This window comes from Marivita geojedonensis (genome assembly GCF_002115805.1).
In the GTDB taxonomy this organism is placed as follows: Bacteria; Pseudomonadota; Alphaproteobacteria; order Rhodobacterales; family Rhodobacteraceae; genus Marivita; species Marivita geojedonensis.
The window spans coordinates 606398-632438 of record NZ_JFKC01000001.1; the positions used below are offsets into that span (position 1 = coordinate 606398).

25 protein-coding genes and 2 pseudogenes are annotated in these 26041 nt (G+C 53.9%); 2 read left to right on the forward strand and 25 right to left on the reverse strand.

What is annotated here, in order from left to right; genetic code table 11:
• Nucleotides 1-255: 255 nt before the first annotated feature.
• From MGEO_RS02965 to MGEO_RS21905, 3 genes are all read right to left on the reverse strand, one after another.
• Complete coding sequence (locus MGEO_RS02965; protein WP_085635182.1) at nt 256-819, reverse strand: hypothetical protein; 564 nt, start codon at nt 817-819, stop codon at nt 256-258.
• Nucleotides 816-1466, reverse strand: coding sequence for a hypothetical protein (locus MGEO_RS02970; RefSeq protein WP_085635183.1), 651 nt, complete (start codon nt 1464-1466; stop codon nt 816-818). Before MGEO_RS02970 ends, MGEO_RS02965 begins: the two co-directional genes overlap by 4 nt.
• A gap of 258 nt (nt 1467-1724) precedes the next feature.
• Complete coding sequence (locus MGEO_RS21905; RefSeq protein ID WP_085635184.1) at nt 1725-2075, reverse strand: helix-turn-helix domain-containing protein; 351 nt, start codon at nt 2073-2075, stop codon at nt 1725-1727.
• 5 nt (nt 2076-2080) lie between these two features.
• On the opposite strand from MGEO_RS21905, the gene MGEO_RS02980 reads away from it, so the two are divergent.
• Complete coding sequence (locus tag MGEO_RS02980) at nt 2081-2914, forward strand: tyrosine-type recombinase/integrase (protein WP_158090965.1); 834 nt, start codon at nt 2081-2083, stop codon at nt 2912-2914.
• Nucleotides 2915-2932: 18 nt separating this feature from the next.
• Here MGEO_RS02980 and MGEO_RS02985 read toward each other — a convergent pair whose 3' ends face one another.
• From MGEO_RS02985 to MGEO_RS02995, 3 genes and pseudogenes are all read right to left on the reverse strand, one after another.
• Entirely contained in the window at nt 2933-3730 is a 798-nt protein-coding gene (locus MGEO_RS02985; protein ID WP_085635186.1) for a YdcF family protein, read from the reverse strand.
• A gap of 125 nt (nt 3731-3855) precedes the next feature.
• Nucleotides 3856-4074: pseudogene (locus tag MGEO_RS02990) on the reverse strand (UDP binding domain-containing protein); the annotation flags it as partial.
• Between the two features lie 11 nt (nt 4075-4085).
• Nucleotides 4086-5057 (reverse strand): UDP-glucuronic acid decarboxylase family protein, encoded by a 972-nt coding sequence (locus MGEO_RS02995; RefSeq protein ID WP_085635188.1) that lies wholly within the window; start codon nt 5055-5057, stop codon nt 4086-4088.
• 327 nt (nt 5058-5384) lie between these two features.
• Between MGEO_RS02995 and MGEO_RS21525 the strand changes: the two genes are divergently transcribed.
• Complete coding sequence (locus MGEO_RS21525; protein WP_085635189.1) at nt 5385-5879, forward strand: LbetaH domain-containing protein; 495 nt, start codon at nt 5385-5387, stop codon at nt 5877-5879.
• A 4-nt stretch (nt 5880-5883) separates the two neighbouring features.
• On the opposite strand, the gene MGEO_RS03005 is transcribed toward MGEO_RS21525, so the two are convergent.
• The 19 genes and pseudogenes from MGEO_RS03005 to MGEO_RS03085 form a co-directional block, all read right to left on the reverse strand.
• Nucleotides 5884-7032 carry a glycosyltransferase gene (locus MGEO_RS03005; RefSeq protein WP_085635190.1) on the reverse strand — a complete coding sequence of 383 codons (1149 nt, stop codon included), beginning with the start codon at nt 7030-7032 and terminating at the stop codon, nt 5884-5886.
• 102 nt (nt 7033-7134) lie between these two features.
• On the reverse strand, nt 7135-8247 hold the full coding sequence (locus tag MGEO_RS03010; protein WP_085635191.1) for a glycosyltransferase family 4 protein: 1113 nt from the start codon (nt 8245-8247) through the stop codon (nt 7135-7137).
• Nucleotides 8244-9665: an O-antigen polymerase gene (locus tag MGEO_RS03015; protein WP_085635192.1), complete on the reverse strand. Its 1422-nt coding sequence runs from the start codon at nt 9663-9665 to the stop codon at nt 8244-8246. Before MGEO_RS03015 ends, MGEO_RS03010 begins: the two co-directional genes overlap by 4 nt.
• Complete coding sequence (locus MGEO_RS03020; protein ID WP_158090966.1) at nt 9665-10600, reverse strand: glycosyltransferase family 4 protein; 936 nt, start codon at nt 10598-10600, stop codon at nt 9665-9667. The genes MGEO_RS03015 and MGEO_RS03020 overlap by 1 nt, the downstream gene beginning before the upstream one ends.
• Before the next feature lie 279 nt (nt 10601-10879).
• Nucleotides 10880-11755, reverse strand: a complete 876-nt coding sequence (locus MGEO_RS03025; RefSeq protein WP_085635194.1) for a glycosyltransferase family 2 protein — start codon at nt 11753-11755, stop codon at nt 10880-10882.
• Nucleotides 11756-12355 (reverse strand): acyltransferase, encoded by a 600-nt coding sequence (locus tag MGEO_RS03030; RefSeq protein WP_085635195.1) that lies wholly within the window; start codon nt 12353-12355, stop codon nt 11756-11758. It abuts the gene before it with no gap.
• Nucleotides 12352-13275, reverse strand: coding sequence for a glycosyltransferase family 2 protein (locus MGEO_RS03035; protein ID WP_143746215.1), 924 nt, complete (start codon nt 13273-13275; stop codon nt 12352-12354). Before MGEO_RS03035 ends, MGEO_RS03030 begins: the two co-directional genes overlap by 4 nt.
• A 19-nt stretch (nt 13276-13294) precedes the next feature.
• Nucleotides 13295-14239 (reverse strand): alpha-1,2-fucosyltransferase, encoded by a 945-nt coding sequence (locus tag MGEO_RS03040; RefSeq protein ID WP_085635197.1) that lies wholly within the window; start codon nt 14237-14239, stop codon nt 13295-13297.
• A gap of 18 nt (nt 14240-14257) precedes the next feature.
• Nucleotides 14258-15088: an FkbM family methyltransferase gene (locus MGEO_RS03045; RefSeq protein ID WP_085635198.1), complete on the reverse strand. Its 831-nt coding sequence runs from the start codon at nt 15086-15088 to the stop codon at nt 14258-14260.
• A gap of 15 nt (nt 15089-15103) precedes the next feature.
• Entirely contained in the window at nt 15104-15883 is a 780-nt protein-coding gene (locus tag MGEO_RS03050; RefSeq protein ID WP_158090968.1) for an FkbM family methyltransferase, read from the reverse strand.
• The gene (locus MGEO_RS21085) at nt 15873-17141 is read right to left on the reverse strand and encodes a glycosyltransferase (RefSeq protein WP_143746216.1); all 1269 of its coding nucleotides are present in this window, start codon (nt 17139-17141) and stop codon (nt 15873-15875) included. Before MGEO_RS21085 ends, MGEO_RS03050 begins: the two co-directional genes overlap by 11 nt.
• A 35-nt stretch (nt 17142-17176) precedes the next feature.
• Nucleotides 17177-18244 carry an NAD-dependent epimerase/dehydratase family protein gene (locus MGEO_RS03055; RefSeq protein WP_085635200.1) on the reverse strand — a complete coding sequence of 356 codons (1068 nt, stop codon included), beginning with the start codon at nt 18242-18244 and terminating at the stop codon, nt 17177-17179.
• Nucleotides 18245-18296: 52 nt separating this feature from the next.
• Nucleotides 18297-19532 carry a glycosyltransferase gene (locus MGEO_RS03060; protein ID WP_085635201.1) on the reverse strand — a complete coding sequence of 412 codons (1236 nt, stop codon included), beginning with the start codon at nt 19530-19532 and terminating at the stop codon, nt 18297-18299.
• Entirely contained in the window at nt 19529-21781 is a 2253-nt protein-coding gene (locus MGEO_RS03065) for a radical SAM protein (protein WP_143746217.1), read from the reverse strand. Before MGEO_RS03065 ends, MGEO_RS03060 begins: the two co-directional genes overlap by 4 nt.
• Nucleotides 21782-21836: 55 nt before the next feature.
• Nucleotides 21837-22593: pseudogene (locus MGEO_RS03070) on the reverse strand (IS5 family transposase).
• Nucleotides 22594-22719: 126 nt separating this feature from the next.
• Nucleotides 22720-23061 carry a hypothetical protein gene (locus MGEO_RS21090; protein ID WP_143746218.1) on the reverse strand — a complete coding sequence of 114 codons (342 nt, stop codon included), beginning with the start codon at nt 23059-23061 and terminating at the stop codon, nt 22720-22722.
• A 49-nt stretch (nt 23062-23110) separates the two neighbouring features.
• A complete protein-coding gene (locus MGEO_RS03075) occupies nt 23111-23677 on the reverse strand; it encodes an acyltransferase (protein WP_085635203.1) in 567 nt (188 codons plus the stop codon).
• A gap of 186 nt (nt 23678-23863) precedes the next feature.
• Nucleotides 23864-25144: an ABC transporter ATP-binding protein gene (locus MGEO_RS03080; RefSeq protein WP_085635204.1), complete on the reverse strand. Its 1281-nt coding sequence runs from the start codon at nt 25142-25144 to the stop codon at nt 23864-23866.
• Nucleotides 25144-25998, reverse strand: coding sequence for an ABC transporter permease (locus tag MGEO_RS03085; RefSeq protein ID WP_085635205.1), 855 nt, complete (start codon nt 25996-25998; stop codon nt 25144-25146). The genes MGEO_RS03080 and MGEO_RS03085 overlap by 1 nt, the downstream gene beginning before the upstream one ends.
• Nucleotides 25999-26041: the final 43 nt, after the last annotated feature.

Below are 26041 nucleotides of genomic sequence, written 5' to 3' on the forward strand. Positions count from 1 at the left end.
CAAGCCGAATGATCCGAGACGCCAGACGTTTGTTTCGCAGAGCCCTCTGTGCCTTGAACGTGCACAGCTGGAGGGACAGTTCCAGCATGCCCGAAGAGGTTTGCCAGTACTGCTACAAACGGCGCGGAAAAACCGTCTAGCGTCGCGTGTTTGAGACATTTCCGCTCTCTCGCACTTGCTGGACCGTGCTTGTTCTGATTTCCAGGGCAATGTCATGTCGACATATCCTGTGTTTGTTTTGGGACTTGAGAGGTTTCATGCCGCCATCCGCGCTTGGTCCCGTACCGCAACCCAGGACTGCAGAGCTTTGCGACGCTGCGCGCGAGCTTCCCGCACATAGCGCTGCAACAGGCGGTGCCGCTTGCCACCCCGAGCCGTCTCTTCGACCTCAACCTTGGCAATACGCGTAAGCAGGCTTAGTGCCTCGCGCCGCTGGCGCTTGGTACAGGGCTCAACAGCAAGCTCATCGAGGATCATGTCCCGCAGCTCCTTGAACTCAGTCAGGACATCGGATGGCCGTTCGCGACCTGACTCGAAGTCCTTGAGCGCCTGCTCAGCGCGCACCAGACCCGCTTCGGCCTGTGCCAGTATCAGGGCTTGAACGCCAAGATCGTCATCGGGCATCAAATCCTGCGCTTGCAGATCGGGTTGGTTCAGAATGACCGCCAACCAGGAGGCAACAGACGTCGGATCGAGCCGGCCTGTGACGCCATGCCGACGGGCGTTCTGCGCGACCACGGCTTTCCCGCGCTCCGATCTTGGCCCCGTACTCTTCTGCGCATTGACCCGATTGCGGGCGGTTTGGTCTCGGTGGGTCATCCCTCGATCACCGTTCCTTCGACGGGGCGCGCATTTTGGAGAAGATCGTAGTCCCGTCTCACTTCACGGCGACGGCGCTCAAGATCCGGCAACTTCTCCTCGTGATATTTGACAGATGCTCCGTAGGAGCGATGCGCCTCGCCCAACAATGCCAACGGATCGAGCCCGAGCTTGGCAATCTCACCATATGCGGTTTCCTGTTCGCCGGGATCGCCGGACAGACACATCTTCCAGAGATGCTCTGCATGTTTGTCTGCCGGAGCGGGATCGAACTCGTAAGGTTCGTCCCAGTCATCTCTCTCCCCGCCCTCCTCGATGAATTTATCATATTCAACATCCATCTCGGAGTTGTAGAGGTCCTCATAGTAAGAGCGCAGAGCGTCTCGAATGGCCGTTTGAATATGACGGCGCAAACCTGCGTCGCGCATACGGCGGTGCTGCAGCAGCTCCCATTCGATGGCGATGAGGTTTTCGGCAATGACACATTCGTACGGCGTAAGTGGCGCCAGCGAGCGCATCATGCCGTCGTGAAAGCTTTGGAAAGAGCCGGGATCCTCTCCAACGATGGGATCTCTTGCGGGCAGCATGTCGGCAAAACTCGAAAGGTTGAACCGATTTGGATCGGGAAGCGAAAGGTCTTGTGCCATTGTGCACTCCTTCTGGGCTGTGTGGCCCCTTGTGCGCGTCCCCCCATGCGCTCGCGAATCTAGTCGTTCCCCTTTTGTTTCACCATATATTGAGACGCCCGTTCACGCAACCACCAGGCATGGTGGTGCGCTTACGACCCCGCAGGGTGTTTCCGCGCCGCTCCCGAACTGTAGGCCCATGGTGTCGGCTCAAGATCGATTGAAATCATGTGTCGTCCGGCAGGTTCTTGATGCTGGTGAGCATTGACCAAACACGGATCATGTTTTCGGCGATCCGATCCGGATGCCAGGACGATCATCAGGGGCGCCAATGAACTCAATGCCTGCGTTTTCAAAATGGGTTCTTAGAAGTTGCAGGTGTCCCTTTCGAGACTTCGGTATCCCCTGAGACGCTTCGTATCTCTTTAGTGTGGCGGAGCCGATACCCGTACTTTCGGCAATTTCTTTGATACTCCAGCCAAGCGCAGCACGAGCAGCTTTGATCTGTTCCGCTGTTATGTCCTGCACTTGAATTATGATCCTTTTGGTATCATATTGGATGAATGAATAATCCGGCCAAACCAGATTGGCGCTCTGCCTTTCTACGCCTCGAAGGGGCCTATGCGCCATTGACGATGCGCGCGTACCGCGCGGATGTCGAGGCCTTTGAAACCTGGTGCTTTGACACCGGGATACCCGGTCCTTTCCCGGCGACCGTCGATATGTTGTGCAGGTTCATCGACGACCAAGCCGAAATGAAAGCGCATTCGACAATCAAACGCCGTCTCTGTGCCATTCGACTGGTTCACCGCCTCCTTGATCAGCCTGATCCAACCGGACATCCGGACGTCCAACTCGCAGTCCGTCGGGTGCGTCGAAAAAAAGCGGCGCGCCCGAAACAGGCGAAGGGTCTTACCAAAGCGTATCTTGAGCGGTTTCTCGATGCTCAACCCGATACACCGTGGGGATTGCGAAACCGCGCGATGCTGTCCTTGGGATACGAATTGCTGACCCGTCGATCCGAGCTGGTTGCATTGAGAACGGATGATCTTGAGTTGCGGTCAGACGGGACGTTTCGCGTTTTGATCCGGCGCAGCAAAATGGATCAGGAGGGATTGGGACGCATATCCTTCACGTCTCGCAAGACCGCTCGCCTGGTCCAGGATTGGTTGGAGTGGCGCGGCGCGAAGATCATCCCTCTCTTCTGCCCAATTTACCAATGCAAACCGATCAACCGAGCTCTTGAAGCCACCATTGTCAAAAGCATTGTGAAAAATGCAGCGCGAAACGCGGGTCTCGATCCTGCAGACATTGATGCCTTCAGTGGACACTCAATGCGGGTCGGAGCCGCTCAGGACCTCCTTCAGAGAGGTGTTGATACAGCTGCCATCATGCGTGCGGGAGGCTGGAAATCCGTCAACATCCTTGCCCGCTATCTGGAAAAGGCGGAGCACAACGTTTGGGAATAAGTGTATGAGCCGCAGCACTCAGCAACTGCGTGGCATCACCTCGGTTGTCCGACCCGTGACGCGATAGACCACCAGCCCAATCCACTCTTTGGCCGCGACATTGAGAAGCTTCAAATTTGCGGCGAAAGACCAACCAAGCCCGGGCCGGTCGGCAGCGCGATAATCCACCGGATACGGGACAATGTTCCGCCAACCCGCGGCACAGAACGCGCCAACACTGCGCGGCATGTGAAACGCAGATGTGACCAAAACCCAAGGTCCTGCCGTGATGTCATCGACTAGAGCCCGTGTCAGAGAGGCGTTTTCAGCCGTATTGCGAGCTTTTGGCTCCAGCACGACCCGCTCTCTGGAAACCCCGAACGCATCAAAGAGGGTTTGTGCGCCGTCTGCCCCCGAAACGCTCTGATCTATTAAACTAGCACTCCCGCCAGTGAAAATGAGCTTCGCGTCGCCATGTTGTTTTGCAAGCGCCGCCCCGAGAAGAAGCCGTTCGCCGGCATCGTTCAACTCTGGCAAGCCAGAAACAGCTGACATGCGTGCGTCTTCACCGCCCCCAAGGACAATGATCGCAGCCGGATATGAGATATCCGGCGCCGCGGGAAACCGGACCTCCAGAGGACGAATGAGAATTGCCCCAATTGGAACAATCCCAATGATGAGAACGAGACTGAGCGCGCACAAAACAAACCTGCGCGCGACCAGAAACGACTGACGGTGAAGCCCCCATAGGGTCAGACCGAGCAGCACGGTGAGCCAGCTTTCCGGCTGAATAAGCAGCCAGACAAGCTTGGACAAAACGAAGAAAAGGCTGTCCATCAGCCAAGATCAAATCGCTTGAACTTCTGTTGGTGTGCACATCTCAAAGAGAACGGGACGCCCTCCATACGCAGCCAAACCAGCTACGCGCTGCTTGAGTCTTCAACCCGAGCCGTGCAGCGCCTTCAAGACGAGACGGATTTATTTTCGCAGAACCCGATCCGACCCACACTCTCATACGCGACAAAGCCTGCGTCCCGCGCCACGTCGGCGCTGTAGATGTTACGCAGGTCGGCCATGGCGGGCCGCGACATGCTGGATGCGATCTTGTCGAGGTCCAGCGCGCGGAACTCGTTCCACTCTGTCAGCAGCACGATCAGGTCCGGATCGTCGCAATCCGCGTAGCTCCGCCCGTCTACACTTCAACGAGTTCCGGCAAACGCTTTTTGAAATATTCGATTGTCCGCGTAAGGCCTTCTTCCAACTCAATTGTTGGCTCCCAAGACAGCGCCTCCCGCGCTTTCGTGATGTCCGGCTGACGCTGTTTGGGATCATCAGCCGGCAAAGGCATCTGAACCAATTCCGATTTTGAACCCGTTAGTTGGATTGTCTTTTCAGCAAGCTCCCGAATGGTGAACTCGCCGGGATTGCCGATATTGATGGGCCCAGTGACAGAGTTGTCGGTCTCCATCATTCGCAGAAAACCCTCGACGAGATCGTCGACATAGCAGAAGCTTCGTGTCTGCTGCCCATCCCCAAAAATCGTGATCGGCTCTCCCCGCAAGGCCTGGACGATGAAGTTCGAAACCACGCGGCCATCCGCATGATGCATGCGCGGGCCATAGGTGTTGAAGATGCGGACAACCTTGATGTCGAGATTGTGCTGGCGCCAATAGTCGAAAAACAACGTCTCAGCGCAGCGTTTGCCTTCATCATAGCACGACCGCGGCCCGATCGGATTAACATTGCCCCAGTAGTCTTCGGGCTGTGGGTGGACCGACGGATCCCCGTAAACCTCGCTTGTTGAGGCTTGGAAGATCCTGCAGCGCAGTCGCTTGGCAAGACCCAGCATGTTGATGGCGCCATGCACAGACGTCTTAGTGGTCTGGACCGGGTCGTGTTGGTAGTGAATTGGAGAGGCCGGACAGGCGAGATTGTAGATCTCGTCGACTTCGACATACAGCGGGAAGGTCACGTCATGGCGCATGAATTCGAAATGTGGGTGTCCATGCAGGTGCTCGATATTGCGTTTTGTCCCCGTAAAAAGGTTATCAGCACAGATCACCTCGTGCCCTTGATCGAGAAGCCGATCAATCAAATGGGACCCGAGAAACCCGGCTCCACCCGTTACAAGAATGCGTTTGCGGCTGTCATAAAGTCGCGTCACTGATTGCTCCAATTTTGGTGAAGTTTAAGCTTGGTTTCCGGGTTGCTCACGAACAAGCGATCGTATCGTGCAAAAGTATCACGCCTCGTGGGCTGGGGAGTGAAACCCTTCGCTCCCATCAAAGACGCCTCGTTTCACCATATAAGCGAATAGGCAGTCGAAGGCTGAAAGTTATAACTTGAAAATTGGGCGCGAAACTTCGAGAGCCAAACAACGAGCGGCAACAGCGAAGGGCCGCTTCTGACAACCTGTTTGCGAAATTCGCGCGCGCAAGCCATACAAAACGCCTCAGTTCGCCAATCTCTTTCGAATGTACGGGTGCCTCATATGCAGCAGCGGAAAATTGTTCGGTTGGATCTTGCATCGTTCAAGAAACCCTCGATAGACGGCAACCCGACACTACCCCTCCGCGCTCTCTGGTATCTCATAAACACAGTAATCTTCCGCAGTAGCCTGCTCGGCCTGATGCCTTCTCCATCCAAGACGGCTGTGCTCAGGATGTTCGGCGCGAAGGTCGGCAACGGCGTCGTAATCAAGCCTAGGGTCAATATTAAGTCCCCGTGGTTTCTCGAGATTGGCGATCATGTTTGGATCGGTGAACAGGTCTGGATCGACAATCACACGACGGTCCGCATCGGCCCAAATACCTGCATAAGCCAGGGTGTATATCTCTTCACCGGCAATCACGACTGGAATGATCCGGCATTCGCCTTCTTCTGCACGCCGATTGAAATTGGAGAAAGTGTCTGGATTACTGCGTTTTGCCAGATTCCTCCAGGCAGTGCTATCCCGGATCAAACCGTAGTACTCGACAAGGAGTGATGGCTCAAACTGACAGGATTTCATCGTAGAGACCGTGTGTCAGACGGGCCGAAATCCTCCAGTCGAAAGAGCCGTGAGCTAGAGCGTGCGCGGCCTCGCTTGCCCTCTGTTGCACCTCATGATTATGGAAATATCGAAGCATACCTGCTGAAAGGCTGACCTCGAGATCTTCCTCCTCAAGAACCTGCCCTGCGCCCACCCTGGAAATCTCGCGCCAGATATTGACCTTACGTGTAATGAGCGCAGGGACACCGGCATGCAAAGCTTCAGCCAAAGCAATAGCGAAATTTTCCTGCTGTGAAGGCAGGAGAAAGACATCTGATGCCGCCATTGCTTGCCATTTTTCGCGGCCCGCCAAGAACCCTAGGAATCGGACGCTCTCCTCAAGCTTCAATTGCGCCACGAGTTGCCGTAATTCCCCCTCGGCTTCACCTGAGCCGACGAAAAGAAGGCACGCAGAGGGTTCAGACTGCAGAACTTTAATCATGGATCGAAGCGCAGTTTGCGGACGCTTTTTGGCATGCAACCTGCCAAGGAAAATGGCGCGCTTCCGGTTTCGCAATTCCGGATGCTGCGACAGGAATTCCTGTCGGAGGGTTTCAGTACGATCTGGGGGGGCGTCCGCACCCAGGGGAATGATCGCTGATGAAGTCTCGCCTGTGATTGGGTTTGCAAGGCGTCGCTCTTCCTCTGCCGTGAACAAAAGTTGCGATGCCCCTCGGATGGTACGTCCTTCGATCACCGCAAGATAAAGACGCTTCTTCCATGGTTTTTGGCCGATCGAATATGGGTCAAGCATACCGTGTGGTGACACAACATACGGCACACCGGCTCGTTTTGCCTGACGGACCGCCGAAGCAACAAGGGGGCTCCACATGGTATGACAATGCAGGATGTCGGCAGCTGAAACCGCCTTTGCAACCTGTCGGCTGGCGGCACCGAAAGTGGCAGCCAACTGGTTGGGTAACACGATTGCGCCGGGGCATGTTGCTCTCAAAGCCTCGCCACGATCTGACGTCATTTTTGCAGTTGTTAGGATTTGCGCAGAAAAGCCGTTTTCGGCAGCATGCTCAGACAGTCGTTCCACTACGACCGGAGGACCACCAGCCGAGGCATCGAGATAAGGCGTTACATGCAATACGCGGCGGCTCAATTCAGGCCACCGAAGTTATCGAAAATATTGCGAGTGCCGTTCACGGCATAACAGATGCTCAACGAGCGATTTCTTAGCAAGGCCACTCTACTCGACATAGCCTCACACCTGACGGCGCCGAGACAGCACTTCTCTTGCTGCCGCGATCCATCTACGCGCGCCCTCGTCCACCCCCCATGACTTTGCTGCCAAGCTTGAGGCTCTAGCCATATCACATCGCAAGTCCGGGTCGATCGCCAACTTTTCAAGCGCTTTTGAAAGGGCCCGTGCATCTTGTGCTGGTGTTATGAAGCCATTCACTCCTTGCGACACTAGATCTCGTCCCGCGCCGACGGCATCGCTGACGACGATGGGCAAGCCTGCACCAAGAGCTTCGTTTACGACGACACCCCACCCGTCGTGCCTGCTGGGCAAGCAAAAGATGTCAGCCGATGCGAAAACTGAGGGAAGGTCCTCAGGATCCTTATGGCCGAGGAAGAGAACACGATCCCGTAGTTCGGCCAGAACTGAGGCATAGTATCGTTCTTTCTCGGGACCGTTGCCCAAGAGAACTAGGCGCAAATTTGGACGCCTCCTGGCAATACGATCAAAGGCGGCTAAAAGGATGTCCACGCCCTTCCGCTCGATCATCTGACCACTGAACAGCACATCAACCGTCTGTTTATTTCTTGTTGCCTTTGACCGCGCCTGTTGGAAAGGCTCCAAGTCACAGAAGTACGGAATATTCAGTGTGGGCTTGTCGGGAAACAATTTTTCGTAGGCTTCAACGGCGACTTCACCTATTCCCGCAATGGCAGCGGCGCGCCGCAGCGGGGTTTGCAGCAGTTGACGAGCTTTTCTTCCAATGGCTCCACGTTTTGAGAAGCCAGGAACCTCACCCCAGTAGATCATCGGAACGTCTTGTTTTGCCAAACCTCGCATTACAACTTGCGCCGTGAGTGACGAGTAATCACTAACGATCACAACATCTGGTGCGAACTTCTTGACTTCAGAGTTTGCGGACGGATTCCAGTAAGTAGTCGCTCCCAAAATATCTTTTGAGTAACCGGGCAAGACTCTTTCGTAGTCAAAAAAATCCGGTCTCTTCCATTGCCGATCCGAAGCCGATGATGCATAGTAAAATACTTTGATTTCCACTTCCCCCGATGACGCAATTGTTGAAAAGAGCTGTCTTTGATAGGGTGAGGGGATCACAGTCAAGAAAAGAAGCTTCATGATCTAATCTTAAACTTTTTATGGAGAATGATCGCAAAAATTGGAAGTAGGGTTGGGAAAACCGATAAATAGCTGCGCATCGCAATCCCAGCCGCGAAAAAACCAAGTGCGAAAGTGATGACATCGAATGTTGTCGCGGCTCGAGCTCCGCGCCGGTTCCATAATGCAGCCATTGCACCTAGAAACAGAGAAGCTAGCAGGATAGCGATGTAGCCGCCGGCCATCCAGAACTCACCCACGAAGGTAGCTGACAACGTCATTCCTTGAACACCAAGAGCTTCCTCAATCCCCAAGGACAAGCCTTCTGGTTTCCCAGGCCAAAGGGCGCGAGGAACGGGACGGATTGCCGCGATGTAGGGAATTTCGAAACCGAGGTAGCCAGCCCGCTCGGGGAAGACCTCAGTCAAATGAGCAACGTTGACCATGTTCATGTCAACGAAAAGGCTATCTGTCCTCTGCAAAGCCAAGCCGAAATTCTGAAGGCCTAAGTTTCTTATTTCCGGTAGGTAGTAGATGGCGAAGTAGGCAACGGTTGCTATCGGAGCGAATACCAAAGCCAGCTTGCGCAGGTTCATTCGAGGCTTCATAAGCGCATACGCCGAAATGAACGTCGCGAGATGCGATAGGAAAACGTTTCTCGTACCTGACGCAAAACTCTCAAATAAAACCAGTGAAAGAAGCACCATAGCAATCAGAATCTGCCACCTGTAATACTTCTTACGATTTGCCAGAATGGCGGCGGCAAGGGGGGGGATCAGGTATTTCAGCAGTGCCAATTCGTTCAGCAGAGTCGACAGGGACCCAAATCGTCCACGCGCCCAAGGTTGTGAAAAACGCGGCCGAGTTAACTGGTAAAAAAGTTCGAAGATGTCGAAGCGCACAGCGATCAGCATATAAAGGTAACCAAATACCGCGCAAACGATCATCAAACGCACTGTCGCATTTGGCGAAACTTTAAGTTCAAAACTTGATGAAATGGACTGTCGTACGGGAAAAGCATGCCGCCCCAAGACGATGCCTGCGAACCCAAGCAGAACGGCGGTCACCGCTGTCTGGGCTGAGTTCAGCGAAACCAGTCCGAGGAGCGTCCTTTGTGGAAGGAGGAACTCAAGAAACGTTAGCAGATATAGAACACCGAGCATGAAAAGGTCTATGCGTAGGAGGTTACGAACGCCAGTTTGTCCCTCTACGAAAAACGCGACGACCAAGCCGACCGCGAGCGCAAACGCTGGATTAGAGAAGGCTTGATCAGCGTTTTCCGCAATAAGTGTCGACATCCAAGCGGTCACTAGGCTGAAGAGAAGAATAAACGTCGAAATCAGCTTCAAGTTATTTGATCGATGGGCCGGCACCTGTGCCGAAGGCGCGTGATCCTTCAGAAAAGGTTCCTGTGCAGAAGTTTCAATCAAAGGTGTCATCACACAACATTGAAATATTGGCTAGATAGGGACATCAGCCGAGAGCCGAGCCGGTCGATGGAAAACCTGTCACTCAGGGTTGCCCCGTCACTTAGCGCCTGGACCAAGGATGGACTGTGGAGAAGGAATGCAATCAAATCGGCCAAAGCCTTCGGTTCAAGATTTTGAAGCACAAACCCATTTTTGCCATCCTCAACAACAGCTCCGCATCGATCCGATGAAATAATGGGCACGCCTGCGCTAAGAGCTTCCAACTGCGTTAGACCGAATCCATCTGAACGCGTTGGAAACAAAAAGATATCTGCGGCAGAGTAAAACTCTGCTGCTTTGCTTCGAGGGACTGCCCCATGAAAGATGATTCGCTCGTCAACGGTTGCAGTTTCAGGGATCTGAATCTGTAGAGGACCAACGACGTCGAGCCTCAGAGGCAAATCTGGTAGAAGCGCCATTGCGTCCAATACGATATCGATTCCTTTTCTCAGCGTGACCTGGCCGAGGAAAAGGAGCCTGAGAGGCCGTTCAGATCGAAAAGTCGGGGACGTCTCCTTCGGGGAAGTGACCTTTTGGGATTCATAGGCGAGCGGTACCACCACGATCTTGTCGGGAGCCACACCCTCGTTCAGCAATCCTTGCCGTGACCACTCTGAATTCACCAAAATTAGATCGGCCAAGGCGGTTTCTCTGCGCCAACTCTCCCAGTAAGCGGAAGGGATGTGCTCATGCACCTGTCCAGCCAGTTTGTATAGGTCCGCAACTAGCTGCGCCTCCGAGAGCCCCGGGTCGATCTGTCCAAGCACCGTGGGCCAACCCCGTGCTTTCGCCGCCGCGAAAACGCGTTCGGCTGCATAGCTATAGGCGAAGACAATCCCGTGCTCTTCTGGCGCCCGCATTACCGTGTGGGCCGCTACCCGTTGGAACCAGGCGTTTCGGTCCATGATCTGCGACCATCCTTCCTTTCGGGCAACTTGATCCTGCAATGCGCGTCGAAGCGCGGATATAGTCGGTGCCACAACCTGCGCCTGCGCAAGCTCCTGATGCCACCTCTCGCCAAGCCTAGTCGAGACGCGTCCTATTATTCCGTCCGCCCACATATCCGTCACGAGACGACCCAGCCGCCCCTTCCGCTGCAGCGCGCGTGCGATCGCGTAATTTTCCCGCGCTCCGATCTGGCAGATGGTCCATAGGGGTTCTGATGCGAACGCCATATTTCGGTCTCAGAAGTCTGTGCGGCGCATAGATCCAGTCGAGCGCAGTCTGCGATAGAGTCGATAGGTCGTTTTGCTTACCGGACAACGCGTGTTGAGTAGCCTTATCCCGTCAAGCCAGCCTACAAGCAGCCCATATGCCATGTCATGTGGCTGTTTGGCCCGCACCATGCTTTTGATACCATTCCAAGTCGTACCGAGTAGGTGCAATGGAACGCTTTCTGTCGGCACATTTCTGAAGGCGAAAAGGATATCGTTTCTTCGGCCATAGAAATGCATGCGGCGAAGATCGCGTATGGGAGACTCGTAATGGATGATCGGATCTGCTCTCCCGAGGCGAATTAGAAAGTCTTGATCCAATAAACGTATGGCGAAGTCTGTCTCCTCACCTTGGTGGACCAGATCTTCTCGAAAACCGCCGACACTCAAGAACGTTTCACGTCTTACCGCGAACGCAGTGCCCTTGAAGCAGTCGGTGATCCAGGTATCACTACTGTTTGGCGGGAATTGTAGCCGCCGACCCGCGTATTTTGGCTCAATAAGTGGAATGGCAACGCCCGCGATGCGAGGATCGTCAAAGTCGGCCAACGTTTGTCGAACCGTGTGTATGGACGAGAACTCGGCGTCATCATCAATCGAGAATATTATGTCCCCAGATGCTTTGCGAAAGGCTTCGTTGCGACGAACGATCAGCCCGGCGGAAGCCTCATGCCTCAACAAGTATACTTGCGGAAACTCGGCCGAGACCATCTCCGAAGTGCCATCAGTCGAGCCATCATCGATCACTAGAATCTCTGGGCGAGCAGTCTGCTCCGTGCATGACGCAAGAGCTACTCGCAAACTATCCCGGCGATTTTTGGTTGTAATGACAACGGTTGCCCTCATCTAATCAGTTTCCACCGCAAACTCACCTCTTCTGGAGCCGTGGAGCCATTCACTGAAACGTGCAGGAACACCGGTGGCGACAGCACCAGCGGGAATGTCTTTCGTCACGACGGCACCAGCGCCGACAATAGCGTTGTCGCCAATTGTCACCCCTTTCAGAACAATAGCATTGGCGCCGATCCAGACGTTACGCCCAACATGAGTAGGCGCAGCTTTCAGCGGTTGATCTCCGACCCTCTGGCCGAGCTTAGCCTCATGATCATGATCGGTAAGATAAACAAATGGACCAATCATCGTGTCTGCGCCGATCGTCAACTCGTCTGATACATCAATCATAACGTTCCGGTTTACATAAACGCGCGGCCCAATTCGCAAGCGAGGGCGTGCTACACGCTTGCCGCTGGTCAGGAGAACCACGCCGTCGTCTAGGGCGACACGCTCAGAGAGCAAAATATCCCATGGATTGCGTGGCACGGAGATCCTGCGAATCCAGCAGTTCTGTCCGATTTGCATTCCGAACATACGTAGGCGCGCAATCCTGGTCCGCATTGCAATCGCTGATGGTGCTCTAATGACAAAATTGATCAGTCGATCACTCATCCTGAATCACTCATCCTAAGCTTCCGGATCGCCAGCGAGAACCCCGCTGCTGCTAGGAATTTGTATCGACCCTTTGCCAAATGCCAGCTGAGCGTGCGCTGGTACAAGTCACCCGCCGCTGTTGAATGGCCCGTCTTTGCTGCTTCCAATATCGCAGGGCGCGCATGCCGCGAGATAATCTCGCGACGGGCAGACGCTAAGGATCGGCCGCCAGGGTAGGCACCAGCCTCTTCGCGCTCAACCAACCGGATTACGCCAAGAACGGTCTTTTCCACATCGCCCATTTCGTTGCCAGAATGAACGCGGTGCGCAACTGTCACGGGGCTGACCACGCGAACGAAACCTGGGGCATCGGAAAGCTGCAGAGCAAGATCGTGATCCTCACCGTTCAGCCGGTCTTCGGGGAAACCTTCCGCGTACACGAAAGCATCGCGTCGAGCTACCATCATCCCCCCACCTGCGAACGCCGCGACTTTATGGCTCGCGGCGAAATTTGCATAGACCTCAGCAGTTGCTGCTTCAAGCAAACCGAAATCCGGAAGTTCTGCAAAATCTCGATACCGGGCAAACAGCAAAGAGGGTCGATCGTATCTCTTCAACAGGTCGCGATAGGTTGAAAGCGCCCAAGGTGGCCACAGATCATCACTGTCGAGAAAGGCCAGATAATCACCGGAGGCTTCAGCTGCACCACGATTGCGTGCAGCGCCGGGGCCAGCATTTTGCTGCCGTATCGCACGTATCTCGGGGTGTGTGTTTTGCAGCCACTCGACGGTACCATCGGTCGACCCATCATCAACGACGATGATTTCGAATGGTGCGCAGGTCTGCGCCGCAATCGACTCTAAGCAGTGCTTGAGATAGCTCAACCGGTTGTAGGTCGGGACAATGACTGAAAACTGCACCATGTGCCGATAATCCAAATACACCCAGCTCGTAGCCTCATACCGTCCTCCAGTTTGGCGGTATCAGATCGCTGGTGTCGACAGAATTGTCTGCAAACCACCGCGCAGGGGCGAGAACATTGCGCGCGCTATCGGCTGCCAGCCAAGCAGCCCACCAAGAAAAGGTGCTGTTTGCGATAATGAGATTTGCGCCCCTTGACATCAATTGCATCTCGAACGCGTGTTGAGGCACACCGTCCGGTGCGCGCATGTCGACATATTCTGCCTCAATACCCAGTTGCGGTAGCTCCTTCCGACTCCAACCCAAGTCGTCAGAAAAGACGAAAAAGCGGGGCTTGTCGATTACAGATCGGATCTGTGCAATCGCGTCGCGGTAGTAATCGAGGCCAACGAAGCCAAGCAGATCAGCATTTTCCGCGACACTCACATAGTCTCCGCGCCTTATGTGCAATACAACGCTGTTAACCTCGCCTAGCTTACGCACGAGCGCCTCACCTGCAGCGCCGAGCGAATGGCGAAAGGTTAAGTCCTGTCGAATTTGCGACTGTTGTTCCTCGAGGTATCTCCAGGATTGCCACAGACCTTCGAGGTATACCGGCGGTTTGGCACAGAGAACTGTTGGATCGAAACGAAAGCCGTTTTCGTGCAACATCTCAAGCGGGCCAAGTCGTGCCGGCAACAACCCAGCACTCGCCAACCGTTTTCGCAAGTGGAAGTGCGCCTTACCCAGCTTGCCCGTACCGAAAGAGTGGTAGCGGCGCACGTCATCACGCCGAGCGAAATTCGCCTCGAGTGAAAAAATACCGAGCCCGTAATTCCGATTGGTCAAATGAAGCCCAGGTCGATGGTCCTCAAGCAAGAACTTGTCCAACACAAGGGGAGCACCAGTACGCATGGAGATTACCCGTCCAAGCGCATACTGAAACATCTGATTGCCAAGTCCGCCCAGCAGGCGGACAATAACCATTGGCGGATTACTCATTGATCTCTGTGGAGTTAGTCAGTCGCGCTTGAAAATAAAGTTGTTGTTACCGGGTAAATCCAGCCCTTGTGACCATGCCTCCACTTCACTTCGACTGACAGCCTTCCCGGGAGAAAACACGTTCTCAGCACAATAGCCATTCTGCCAAAACATATCGAACGTTGGCAGAAGGTTCGGGTTGATCCCAATGCCATCGGGCATATGTTCGTCGATTCCGATTTCAACAAACCAAACCGGCGCCAAGGCCCGCTGTAGTTGTCTAAGCGCACCTTCGAGCACAGGCAGCTCGAAACCTTCAACATCGATCATTACCAGCATTCGCTGGTTCTTGAAACGGTCGGAAAGGATCGTATCAAGGGTAAGGACGGGCACGCGCGCAAAATGGCCGGCCTCGCAATTGGCCCAGCCACTTATCAAGGAAGCCGCTGTCCCGCCTCCATAGATTTTGGTCACTTTTGCTCTATCGCCAAGAGCCACTTGGAAGAGTTCGACCTCGTCCCATTGGTTCGCCTCGAGATTTCTGAGAAGCGTAGAAAAATTCTCTTCAAGAGGTTCTACTGCGACAACGCGCTTTCCCATGTTCAAAGCATGGCAGACATAGTAGCCGACATTTGCACCAACATTTACAAAGACATCTACTTCGCTCAGAATTGCCTGAACGCACTTAGTCTCCATTGGCTCGAATGCTCCATTCTGCATCGCGTCGGGACCCAGCAGCTTGAACCCGAAGGGCGTTTGCACCGGCTCTACCTGCAGCTTCCGTTCGCGATAGGCTCCCTTCAAGGCCGCATATAGAACAGGTGACTTTCTCAATGCTCTTAGGACGTTCTTCTGAAGAATTTGAAGCATTACTGTAGGACTACCTTAATCGTCACGTCTGCTTGCGCGGCGCATGAACAGAGCATCAATCTGAAACACAGGTTCGCCAAGGCGAACGCCCTTCCCAAATGCTCGTAAAACGAAGCCTGCCTCCGCCAAAAAGCCTAGAACCTCATGACTAGCGGGTTGACCTTCATAGATTTCTTCAAAGCTAAGTTCAATTAGGACACTATGAGCACGACGAAGTGCTTCGGTGCCTCCTGTGAGCACTTCCAGTTCGAAACCCTGAACGTCGAGCTTTATGAGACCCGGATAAGCTAAGGCTAGTTCCGCTATCCGGTCATCTAGGCGTTCTACAGGTACGTTGATTTGCTCAGACTCTGAAAGCCCCCAGACCTCAGCGCCCTTCGCCCCAAGCTCCAGCAGGCTGGAGGCATCACTGAAGTTCGTTACGTGCAGAGTATGGATGCCCGATTTGGCACCTAGCGCAACTTCATGAATATGAACCCTGTCGGTTTCCGTCGCGAACTTTCGCAATCGAGCCAGATGCTTTTCCAGCGGTTCGAAAGCATGAATTTCGGCTCTTGGGAACTGACTGTGTGCCAACTGCGCCCATGTGCCTACATTGGCACCCACATCGTAGATGACATTAGGTGGACCGCATTCCCGAGAAATCAGGTCAAGCAGTTCAAGCGAGTCGATATGACCGCTCCGCAAGTGCTGCGCAGGAGTAGATTTCAATCGGCGTAGACGCCGCCTATCAGTAGCCCATTCGCCAATGCGCTCAATCAGAAGCAGCGGATTGGAAAAAAGTTCACGCCTCATTATCGAGGCTCGCTTCCACAAACAGTGGGGACTTCTGTAACGCCCTATAGAATGTCGCGATAGCGCGCTCATAGGAAAAAAGTTCTTCGCCGATTTCAGCCGCTCGCCTGCCAACGCGCAACCGATGCGCCGGATCGGTAAGACGACGCAAAGCTTCAGCAAGCCCGTTGCCCTCCACTTCAGTGACGCATTCGGCCACGCCCTCATACTTTTCCGCCCATTGGACCGCCGAACAATAATCGGGACCTGAGATAAGCAATGGAAGACCAGTCAATGTGTAATCGGTAAGTTTACTCGGAAAACTGAGCTCCATATTTAGGCGGTCGCGAGCTTCGAAAGACATGGGCACATACAGTATATCAGATTCCCGCCGTAAGGTCTCGATCAACTGGGCGGACGGAACCATGCCCCGGAAGCGAATGTTAGGTTTGTTCAGTCCTGCGCGTGCGCCCGCTTCAGCATCGACCGGGCCGAAAATTTCGAGTTGACCGCGGATCTTCGCCAACTCGTCAGCAACCCGCGTTAACGCGCCAACATAACCAGGCGAGTTTATCGAGCCAGCGAAGGTGCAAATCAGCCCGTCACCGGTCTTGGCAGCCCTTGCTTGGGGTCCGTCTTGGCTAGGTTCGAGCTTGTCTCGCGAAGGATAAAGCACCGTTCCTGTTTCACCAAAGCGCCGCCCATAGTTTTCCTCCATAAACGGCGAAACGCACAGCCGTGAGTGTGCCGCACGGTAGGTCCTGCCAAACAACTCCTCGCGGCTGGACTGTCCAATTATTTTTGAGGGAAGTTTGGCCCATTCGTCATGACAGATTAAGTGAAACGGTACGTCGAGGATGCGCGCCGCATGAGCAGCGGCAATCCAACTCACCCCATGGCTAACCGTCACAATCGCTTCAGGTTTGAATGGTTTGAGCCTATCTGCAAGCCGGCGTCCAAGAAAACGCGCGGTTACAATGCGCAATGCTTCATATTCGAGGTGAAAACGTGTCGAGTTCAACCGCGAACACGGCACCGGTTCCGAGAGATAAATCGCATTTTCGATCCTCCTCTCAACCTTGGATCGCTCCAGTCCGGCCTCGACTATAGTCAACTGTCCGGTGGGATAATCTGCCATCAGACGATAGAGAAGTGCTGAACCATGATAGGATGCCTCGACCGGAACATCGCCGACATAGGCGAGACGGGGTAGACTCTTAAGTAGTGGTTCGACGCTGGCCATTTGCCCAGGCGCAGCCTCATTTGGTTTCGCTGTCATCAATTGTCTGATTTGTTCAATAGAACCAACTTACCTTAGACATCTACTCGCCGTTTCCAGCTCTCATAGATCTCCCCAATCGTCTCCTCGACCGTGCGAGTGATGTCCCATCCAGGATAATGCGCCCTCATCTTGGTGAGGTCAGAATAGTAACAAATGTGGTCACCAATCCGGTTCGTATTGTCATATTCGTATTGCATTGGTTTGCCCGAAATACCCGCGATGATATCGAAAGCCTCTAGTATGGATACTGAATTGGCCTTGCCACCACCAATGTTGTAGACTTCGGCTTTGCGCGGATTGGCAATGAAGGCGGCAATGAACGCTGTGACGTCGGCACTGTGAATGTTGTCACGAACCTGCTTCCCCTTGTATCCGAAGATTCGGTACGTCCGTTCTTCCAAGTTGCAACGAATGAGATAGCTCAAGAACCCGTGTAGCTCGACCCCGCTATGATTGGGCCCTGTGAGGCAACCCCCGCGCAGGCAGCAGGTCGGCATGTCGAAGTAACGACCATATTCCTGAACCATCACGTCGGCCGCGACTTTTGATGCGCCAAAGATTGAATGCTTGGACTGGTCAATGCTGAAAGTCTCAGAGATTCCGCCGGAGAAGGCAGGATCGTCATAGTCCCAGCGTGTTTCTTTCTCGACGAGCGGAATGAGGTTGGGTGCGTCGCCATAGACCTTATTCGTGCTCATGTGCACAAATGGCGATTCCGGACAAGCTTGCCGGGTCGCTTCAAGCAGGTTCAGCGTCCCCATGGCATTCGTGTCGAAATCGTCAAAGGGACGCGAAGCGGCCAGATCGTGGCTAGGCTGCGCTGCACAATGCACGATAGCCGACGGCTTTATTCGTGCGACCAACTCCAGAACCGCCTTGCGATCCCGGATGTCACATTCGACATGAATGAACCTGTCGAAACGCTCGGACAGGCGGTGCTGGTTCCAGCGCGTATCCCCAGACGCCCCGAAGAAGTCGGCCCGCATATTGTTGTCGATGCCGTAGACCTGCCATCCTTTCTGGCAGAAATGGCTCACGACTTCAGATCCGATGAGCCCCGAAGAGCCTGTTACTAATAGTGTCGCCACTTCCACCCCCATTTCTCGATGATAATGATCACGAACAATCTTCCCTCTAGAACGAGCGAGGCGCTTACCGCCTGGCTGTCTCCAGGATACGTTCAAAAATCTTGCTGTAGCCGTCAGCCTGCCGCTCTAGCGAAAATTCACGTTCGGCCACTGTTCGACACTCCGCAGCCATTTCGCCCCTAAGGTCGGGCCTGTCCAGCAAGGTCTCGATGCACCGCGCGAAGCTTTCGCAATTATCCTGCAGAGCGAGCAACCCCGTCTGTCCTTCGCGGACCAGTTCAGCTACGCCGCCCACGTCGAATGCTACCATTGGAGTGCCGCAGGCCAGACTTTCCTGAAGGACAACCGGCAAATTGTCAGAGCGTGTCGGGAACAGGCAGATGTCAACGGCCGAGAAGATCTTCCGCTTTTCTAGCGGATCGGCGATATAGCCCAGATACCTGTGATCGACCGCGAGGTTAAGGTCGCTATCACTGTCGACCGTACCGACGATGGCAAGGAAGAGCTTCTTGCGAACATCCGGAGAAAGTCGCTTCAGCGCCTCCTGCAATAGGTCAAAACCCTTTCTCGGGTCGGAGATATTGTGCGCAAGACAAAGCGCGACCGGACGATCAAGCGGAAAACCAAGGTCTTGGCGTGCCTGAACGGGATCTTCGGGGCGATAGACCTGCGTATCGATCCCGTTGGGCACATGATGCACAGGTATCGGCGCAAGCAAGCTTTGCCGAGCAAGATCCGCTATCCAACTCGACACGCCGACAAACTCTACATTGGCCGCGTGAAACGCTCGACGCTTAAGCCGATGCGAGAGCGCAGACCCGTCGCGCTTCATTGCCTCATAGCTTTTTGGATAAGGGCATCGCCCGCATCCGATCAACCAGCGGTCGCAGTCGAAGCTGTAAACACAGTGCCCCGTAAAGCTCCACATGTCGTGTAGCGTTATCACGGCGGGGCACTTTCGCGTCAACTTTGGCAATGCGAGATAGTTGATGTATCCACCGTGCAGGTTGTGAAAATTAACGATGTCCGCTCTTTGGAACCAATCTTGACGAGCAATGGCGCGGGTATTCAAAATGCCGATATTGCCCAGTCCGGCCTCATAGGTCGCCCTGCTCGCGAGCTTTTGCCAAATATTTCCAACCCGCGGGATGAAGTGGCAGTTCGGACCGATATCTCTGTCATAGGATGTTGCAGCGAAATCGACACGGTGACCGTAGTCTTCAAGACCACGACCCAGGGCCTCCACCGCTATTCCAGCACCCCCTTTGCCAACAGTCCCGTTGACGAGAAGAACGTTCATACCAGGCTGCTCCAAACGCTTTCCGTGGCATCGAGCATCCGGCCAGCGGTTACCTTTGCCAATGATATTGCCCGTTCGGGCCTGCCAATGTCATTTAGGAAACCGGCAATCTTTCCACCTTGCGTGTAGTCCACGGCCAGATAGGGCGCATTGGCCTGCTCGGCAAAGACGACCGAGTGATACCGCATGCAAATGTTGAGTTCCGCACCGCGCATCGCCGTCAGAATTTCATCGGGCGAAACCGGTAGGTTTTCGACCTGGATGTCTTCGTCCAACAACCCGTGCCCTGCGATCAGTTTGCGTTTCAGATGTCGGTTGAACACGCGGTCGTCGCCGCCGATCCAATGATGGCACATGGGCAGCAGGCGAAGGCGAAGTTCCCTCTCCTTTACAATGGTGGCCATGAAAGACAGAAGCTCCTCCTCGAACCGATCGTTCAACCCTGCGCGTTCATCATCGGTCATGCCCGGAAGATAATGAGCGCCCACCTTGCGCAGGAAGAAGCAGACTTCGCGCCGCTCATCGGACGCGGGCATAGAGACACCTTGGCGCAAATGCTGCTCGACATAGGCAATAGCTGGATCATCAATCTTCCGAGCGTCCACACCGAAGTCCGACCGCGACCGGTCTACGCTCGCTTGATCACGAAGTTCGACCGTGCTGGCCAGACGAAGCATTTGCCCCACAGCCCCGATAAATCGAGGCTCGCGGAGCGGACCGAGACCGCAACCCTCGACCCGAGCCACAGCTTTGCGCGAAGCAGCGCATGTGAAGGCGAAAAGCATGTGATCGAGCGCCTGCAAGTCCATCAAGGGGCCGCCCGCCACGACCACCTCATCGACTGTATTGCAGATCTCCTCGAATCCCGCCGAGTAGGTTTCGATGATTTTGATATCGTCGAGATCAAGCACAACCCGCGTTTGGCGCGAGATAAATGGGTGTAAGCTCGCTAGGATGATGCGCTTTGGGGGATTTGCACGACGGCGCAGCCGGTCAAGGACACCCCAAAGGATTGCTTGGTCCCCGACAGTTTCGGTCCCGTACCATCCGACGATCAAGACACCGTTTGAACGCAACGTCTGAGGATCATCAAATTGGGCACATGGCGCTGTCCTGCGGGCGGATGCGGTAAGGCGTTCTATCGAATACCGACTAGCGTGTCGTTTAGATTGCAAATAGAAGCCGACCTTTTCCGTAAACTTGGGCTCGGCATGATAATCGTGGATGCAATCATCACAATGATCTTTTTTTATTGCATCACGCTTATCGATATTCCCGAAGAACAGTTTACTTCCGGATTGTTCAAGCAGGTTGCCCAATGTAGGCGATTTTGGTGAGCAATAAAGCAAACCACGCTGCGCCGAAATAATCACACCGTCGTAATGATACTGACAACCGCTCATGCGCTTTTTGTTGTCTACCAACATGCCCTTAATACTACTATAGGTTTTGCGCACAGCAGGGCGTGTTTCATATGATGCATTAAGGCGCATATAGAACAAGGCAAGGTTGTAGAGCTGAGCATCAGTGAAATTACGAATTTGGTCCCCATTATCATTATTGTACAGCCGGTCGATAAACTCGGCGATGCGGAAACTGGCAAGCAGGTCGTTTTCGATCACCCAATCAAGTAGTTCGTCAACGTGATCCGCATTTGTTTTCGTGATTGTGCAGCCAACTGAAAGTGCCACACCAGCCTCACGCAGTCGATCTATAACCTTTACGGCGCGTTCAAAATTGCCGTTACGGCCTCTTACCCTGTCATGTACCACGCCAACCCCGTCGAGCGAGACCATCGCGGAAAAGTCCACACCGGCATCTCGGCAAACATCGCGCGACGCAAGTATTCTTTCGACGACCCGGTCAGGTTGAAGCGCATTCGTGATTATCGAAGCATACCGAAGACTTGAGAGGTTCTCGATGCCGGCCTGAAAGATGCGGTCAAGATCCGGGCGCAGCGTCGGCTCACCGCCAGTTACGCCGAGTGAAAGCACTTTGTCGAAAAGTGGATCCTGAAAGATTCTTTTGAACTCCTCTAGCGTTGGCCCCTTCTCTCTATGTCCTTCCCAGATACCACACATCTCGCAACGAGCGTTGCACACGTCATTCGCCATCAAGCTGATGGAATTTGGCTTCGGCGGAAACAGTTCGCCGAAAAGGTCGCGGCGCGCCTGATGTTTGGCAAGACGACTCATGTCACGAATTGACCGCAAAATGTTGCGCATTTCATCGGGTACAAGAAGCTTCAATATTCTTCGAGTAGAATTCAAACCGCCCTCCTCCCAAACAAGTTAGGGTCAGGATTCATAACCAGAACATGACAACTGCGGCCAGAGCGCATGCTGACAGAAAGACCTTTGGGCACCTGTCATAGCGTGTCGCGACGCGCCGCCAGTCCTTGAGCCGAGCGAAGCTGTTCTCGATCTTGTGGCGCTTTCGGTACAGCGCCTCGTCATGGGGGATCGGAACCTTGCGGCTCTTTCTGGAAGGGATGCACGGCGTAATCCCCTTGTCTTCCAGGGCTTCTCGATACCAGTCCGCGTCGTATCCGCGGTCCGCCAGCATGTGTTCGGCGGGAGGAAGCCCGTCCAGCAGTGCCCGTGCGCCGATGTAATCACTCCGCTGGCCAGCCGTCAGAAACATCCGCAGCGGACGGCCAGCTGCGTCTGTAACCGCGTGCAGTTTCGAATTCATACCGCCCTTGGTGCGCCCGATCAGGCGACCGCGCCCCCCTTTTTCAGCCCCAGGCTTGAGGCTGTACGGTGCGTCTTCAGATGTGTCGCATCGATCATCAGCGTGTCAGTCTTACCGCCCTGATCGGCCAGTTCCAGAAGCATCCGGCGAAAATCCCTTTCTCGCTCCACCGCTTCCACCGGCTGTATAAGGTCTTGTGCGGGCCATAAACGGCAGGCGCATCGCGCCACCGTAAGCCATTGCGTTTGGGGAATATTATGCCGCTCAATACCCGCTTGTCATCCACACGAGGCTTGCCGTGAGACTTTGGAAAGAAGGGCTCAAGCTTCGACATCTGCGTGTCGCTCAGCCAATAAAGATCACTCATATCAGCGCTCCGTTTTTCGAAGCGTGAATCACGCGCAGGCGCTGTTATCAATGCATCCTGACCCTAAAGTATTGCGTCGAGAGAATTATGACAAAAACGCTCCCACATCGCGAAATTCTGTGAGCGCTAGAAAGTTGTCGATTTTCTCACAGTTTTCAATGCTATGTCGAAAACGCTTCGATTCGAGACGCCAAAAGAGAATTTGGGTTCAAATGATTGAGTGCCGATGAAGTCAGTAGAGCGATCAACTGTTGCTTGCTGGGCCATTGGGTCCAGGAGGTCGTCATCGCTGCTGTTGCAAGAAGACATGTCACAGTCGCAATAGCTCTCTGAAAAACGCTCCAAAATGGGCGACTCATTCTGCCTGAAAGATACAGTTGCTGGTTGTGCAGCATGGTAACTCTGCAGCAATGCACCGCGCGTTGACACAATGACCGACAGATAGTATTTGATTGCGTTGTTTTTCACGCGTTGATCCGGCTCGGTAAAAGTATCTTGGCGGCAAGGATATCTACCCTCATAGTTTTGTCGGGCTCTCAGAAGTATAGTTCCAAAAGTCGCTACCCGGTTCGCGGGAAACCTTTCCTATTGGTTTGGCAGGCACACCCCCAACGACCGTTTTTGGGGGAACATCTTTGTTAACGAGGCTTCCAGCTGCAATAACGGCGTCATCATGTATCGTGACGCCCCCCAGAATCGTTACATTCAAACCAATCCAAACTCGATTGCCAATAGTAATTGGGGCTCCAATTGGTTTCATAGTGTCTATGTCATGCCCCGCGGTATTCAAGGTTAGACCACCAGCACATGCAACATCGTCACCAATGCTTATATTATCATAATTCCATATTCTGGCAAAGCTACCAAGTCCACTTCGATCTCCAATTGAAATATTCCCGCGCGTGTATAGGTAAATTTGAGTGCCCCAAGTGAAACGTTGCCCCACTTCAATCCTCATATATCGAAGATAAACACGACGAAACCAGTTGAAATTCTCACGACCTTCAAGAGCGAATTCCACTTCTGAAAAATTACGCAAAGTGAATTCGACAGTCTTTTGGAAGTATTTTCTTATTTTCCGCATTAAGACGGGATCTCTATCACAAAATACTGCAGCTGTACAAGCGTTTGGGTGCTGGTGTGCATGGAGGATAGGTGAACTCCAATAGTTCTAATGACGACTTTGGTAGCAAATGTGAGTTAGTCCGTTCTCAAGCATATAATTCTTGGGCGCCAATCAAGTTGCTCTCGATCACGGATTCTCCTCTTCTCAAGCATGCGACCAAATAAGCGGCGGCATGAGTGGCCCATTGTCCCATGATTCATACTTCGCCATGCGTGAGCCCCGATCAATAACTGTTACGGCCAAGGCGGATGGCTGACGATCAAAGACCCGACCCTCATGAGAATTGATAGTGAGAATTATGCTGTAATCTCCGCCGACAAGGAGGGGCATTGGGACGCGTGCATTTAGCTCTATCCTGTGTTCGCCCCGGCTTTGATTAACCAAGAGAGAACGCAACGGAAATTCATCCGTGAACACACGTCTATTATAGCGATCTTGTAGAGCTATTGTGAGAAACACATCGCCCGAAACCGGAGCATACTGACCGATACCAATACGAAACTCAATATCATCAGTGTGATCAAAGTGCGTCTCAACACTGCCATCGGTCTTCGTGCTCTGCGCGAAAAGCAAGGCAAGCGGTTCGCCGCGTGCAATCGCGTTTTTTCCCCAATCAGTGGGTGGGCCGCCATTGGGCCTATGTCGTTGATACGCGTTTAAAGTGTCGGCGAGGGGTCCACGATGGATGATACTGCCTTGATCCAATAGCATGCCACTGGTGCAAAGTGCCGATACCATGCCCAATTGGTGCGAGACAAACAGCACAGTTCGTCCCCCCTTGGAGACGTCCTGCATTTTCCCGAGGCATTTCTTCTGGAACTCGGCGTCTCCGACCGCCAGCACCTCATCGACGACAAGAATTTCCGGTTCAAGATGTGCGGCCACGGCAAAAGCGAGCCGGACGTACATCCCGGACGAGTAGCGCTTAACGGGCGTGTCAAGAAACCTCTCCACACCAGCAAAGTCCACGATTTCATCGTATTTGCGTCTGATCTCGGCACGCGTCATGCCGAGGATTGCACCATTCAGATAGATGTTCTCGCGTCCCGTGAGTTCAGGGTGAAACCCTGTGCCGACCTCAAGAAGGCTTGCGACACGGCCCTCGATCGTCAAGCGGCCCTCACTGGGTTCGGTAATGCGTGAGAGAACCTTGAGAAGCGTCGACTTACCCGCACCGTTTCGGCCGATGATGCCAACGACCTCTCCACGCTTGATCTCGAAGTTCAGATCCTTGAGGGCGAAAAACTCTTCGCGTTGGTCTCCGGCGATCAATGCGCGACCAGCAGCCATATCGCGGGCAGAGCGTATCAATTTGCCGGCCTGATTGTACAAGATGTCGCGCAGCGCAGTGTAGCGCTCGTTTGTCTCGTGGCCGATGACGTACTTCTTGCCGAGTCCCTCGGCGCGGATGACAACGTCGCTCATCAGATCAAATCTGCAAACGCTCTTTCTGTGCGGCGGAAGAACCTGATGCCGTACCAGAGGAAGAAGGCGATCACGCCAAGGCTCAGCGCGAAACTTGGCAAGTGGATGGCCGCTTCACCGCCCAGCAAACACCAACGGAAGCCATCAATCACCCCTACCATTGGATTTAGGCCGTAGAGGAGCCTCCATCCTTCTGGGATGTTTGCACTCGAAAACCCAACTGGCGACACGTAGAGGCCAAACTGTACGATGAAAGGAATGATGTAGCGGAAGTCCCTGTACTTAACGTTCAACGCCGAAAGAAGCAGCGCCGGACCGAGGGAAGCAGCCACCGCAAGCACGACAAAGAACGGCAAAAGTAGCAAACGCCAATCGGGAAAGAACCAGAACCATAACATCAGCAATAGCATGAGAACGAAGCTGATCGCAAAATCTACCAAAGACACTACCGCAGCGGCGGAAGGAATTACAAGCCGAGGAAAGTAGACTTTTCCCACAAGGGCGGAGTTCGAGAGGAGGCTGTTCGAGGATTCGCCGAGGATCGTCGAGAAGAGGAACCATGGGAGCATTCCGGCAAAGACCATTGCCGCATACGGAGCTTCTCCATCTGAAGGCAGTTGCGCCACGCGTCCGAAGATAACTGTGAATACGATCATCGTCAGCAATGGCCGTATGACCGCCCATGCAACACCGATCACTGTCTGCTTGTAGCGCACCGCGATATCCCGCCACGCGAGGATCGCGAAGAGCTCTCGGTAGTGCCATAGATCCCGCCAGTATTGCGCATCAGCCCTCCCTGGCTCCAGGACAAGCCGCGGAATTTGGTGGGCTTTTGACGCTGTCGTACCTTTCATTGGGTTCTCAAATTCGGCTCGATGGAAGAAGCTAAGTGTGTGT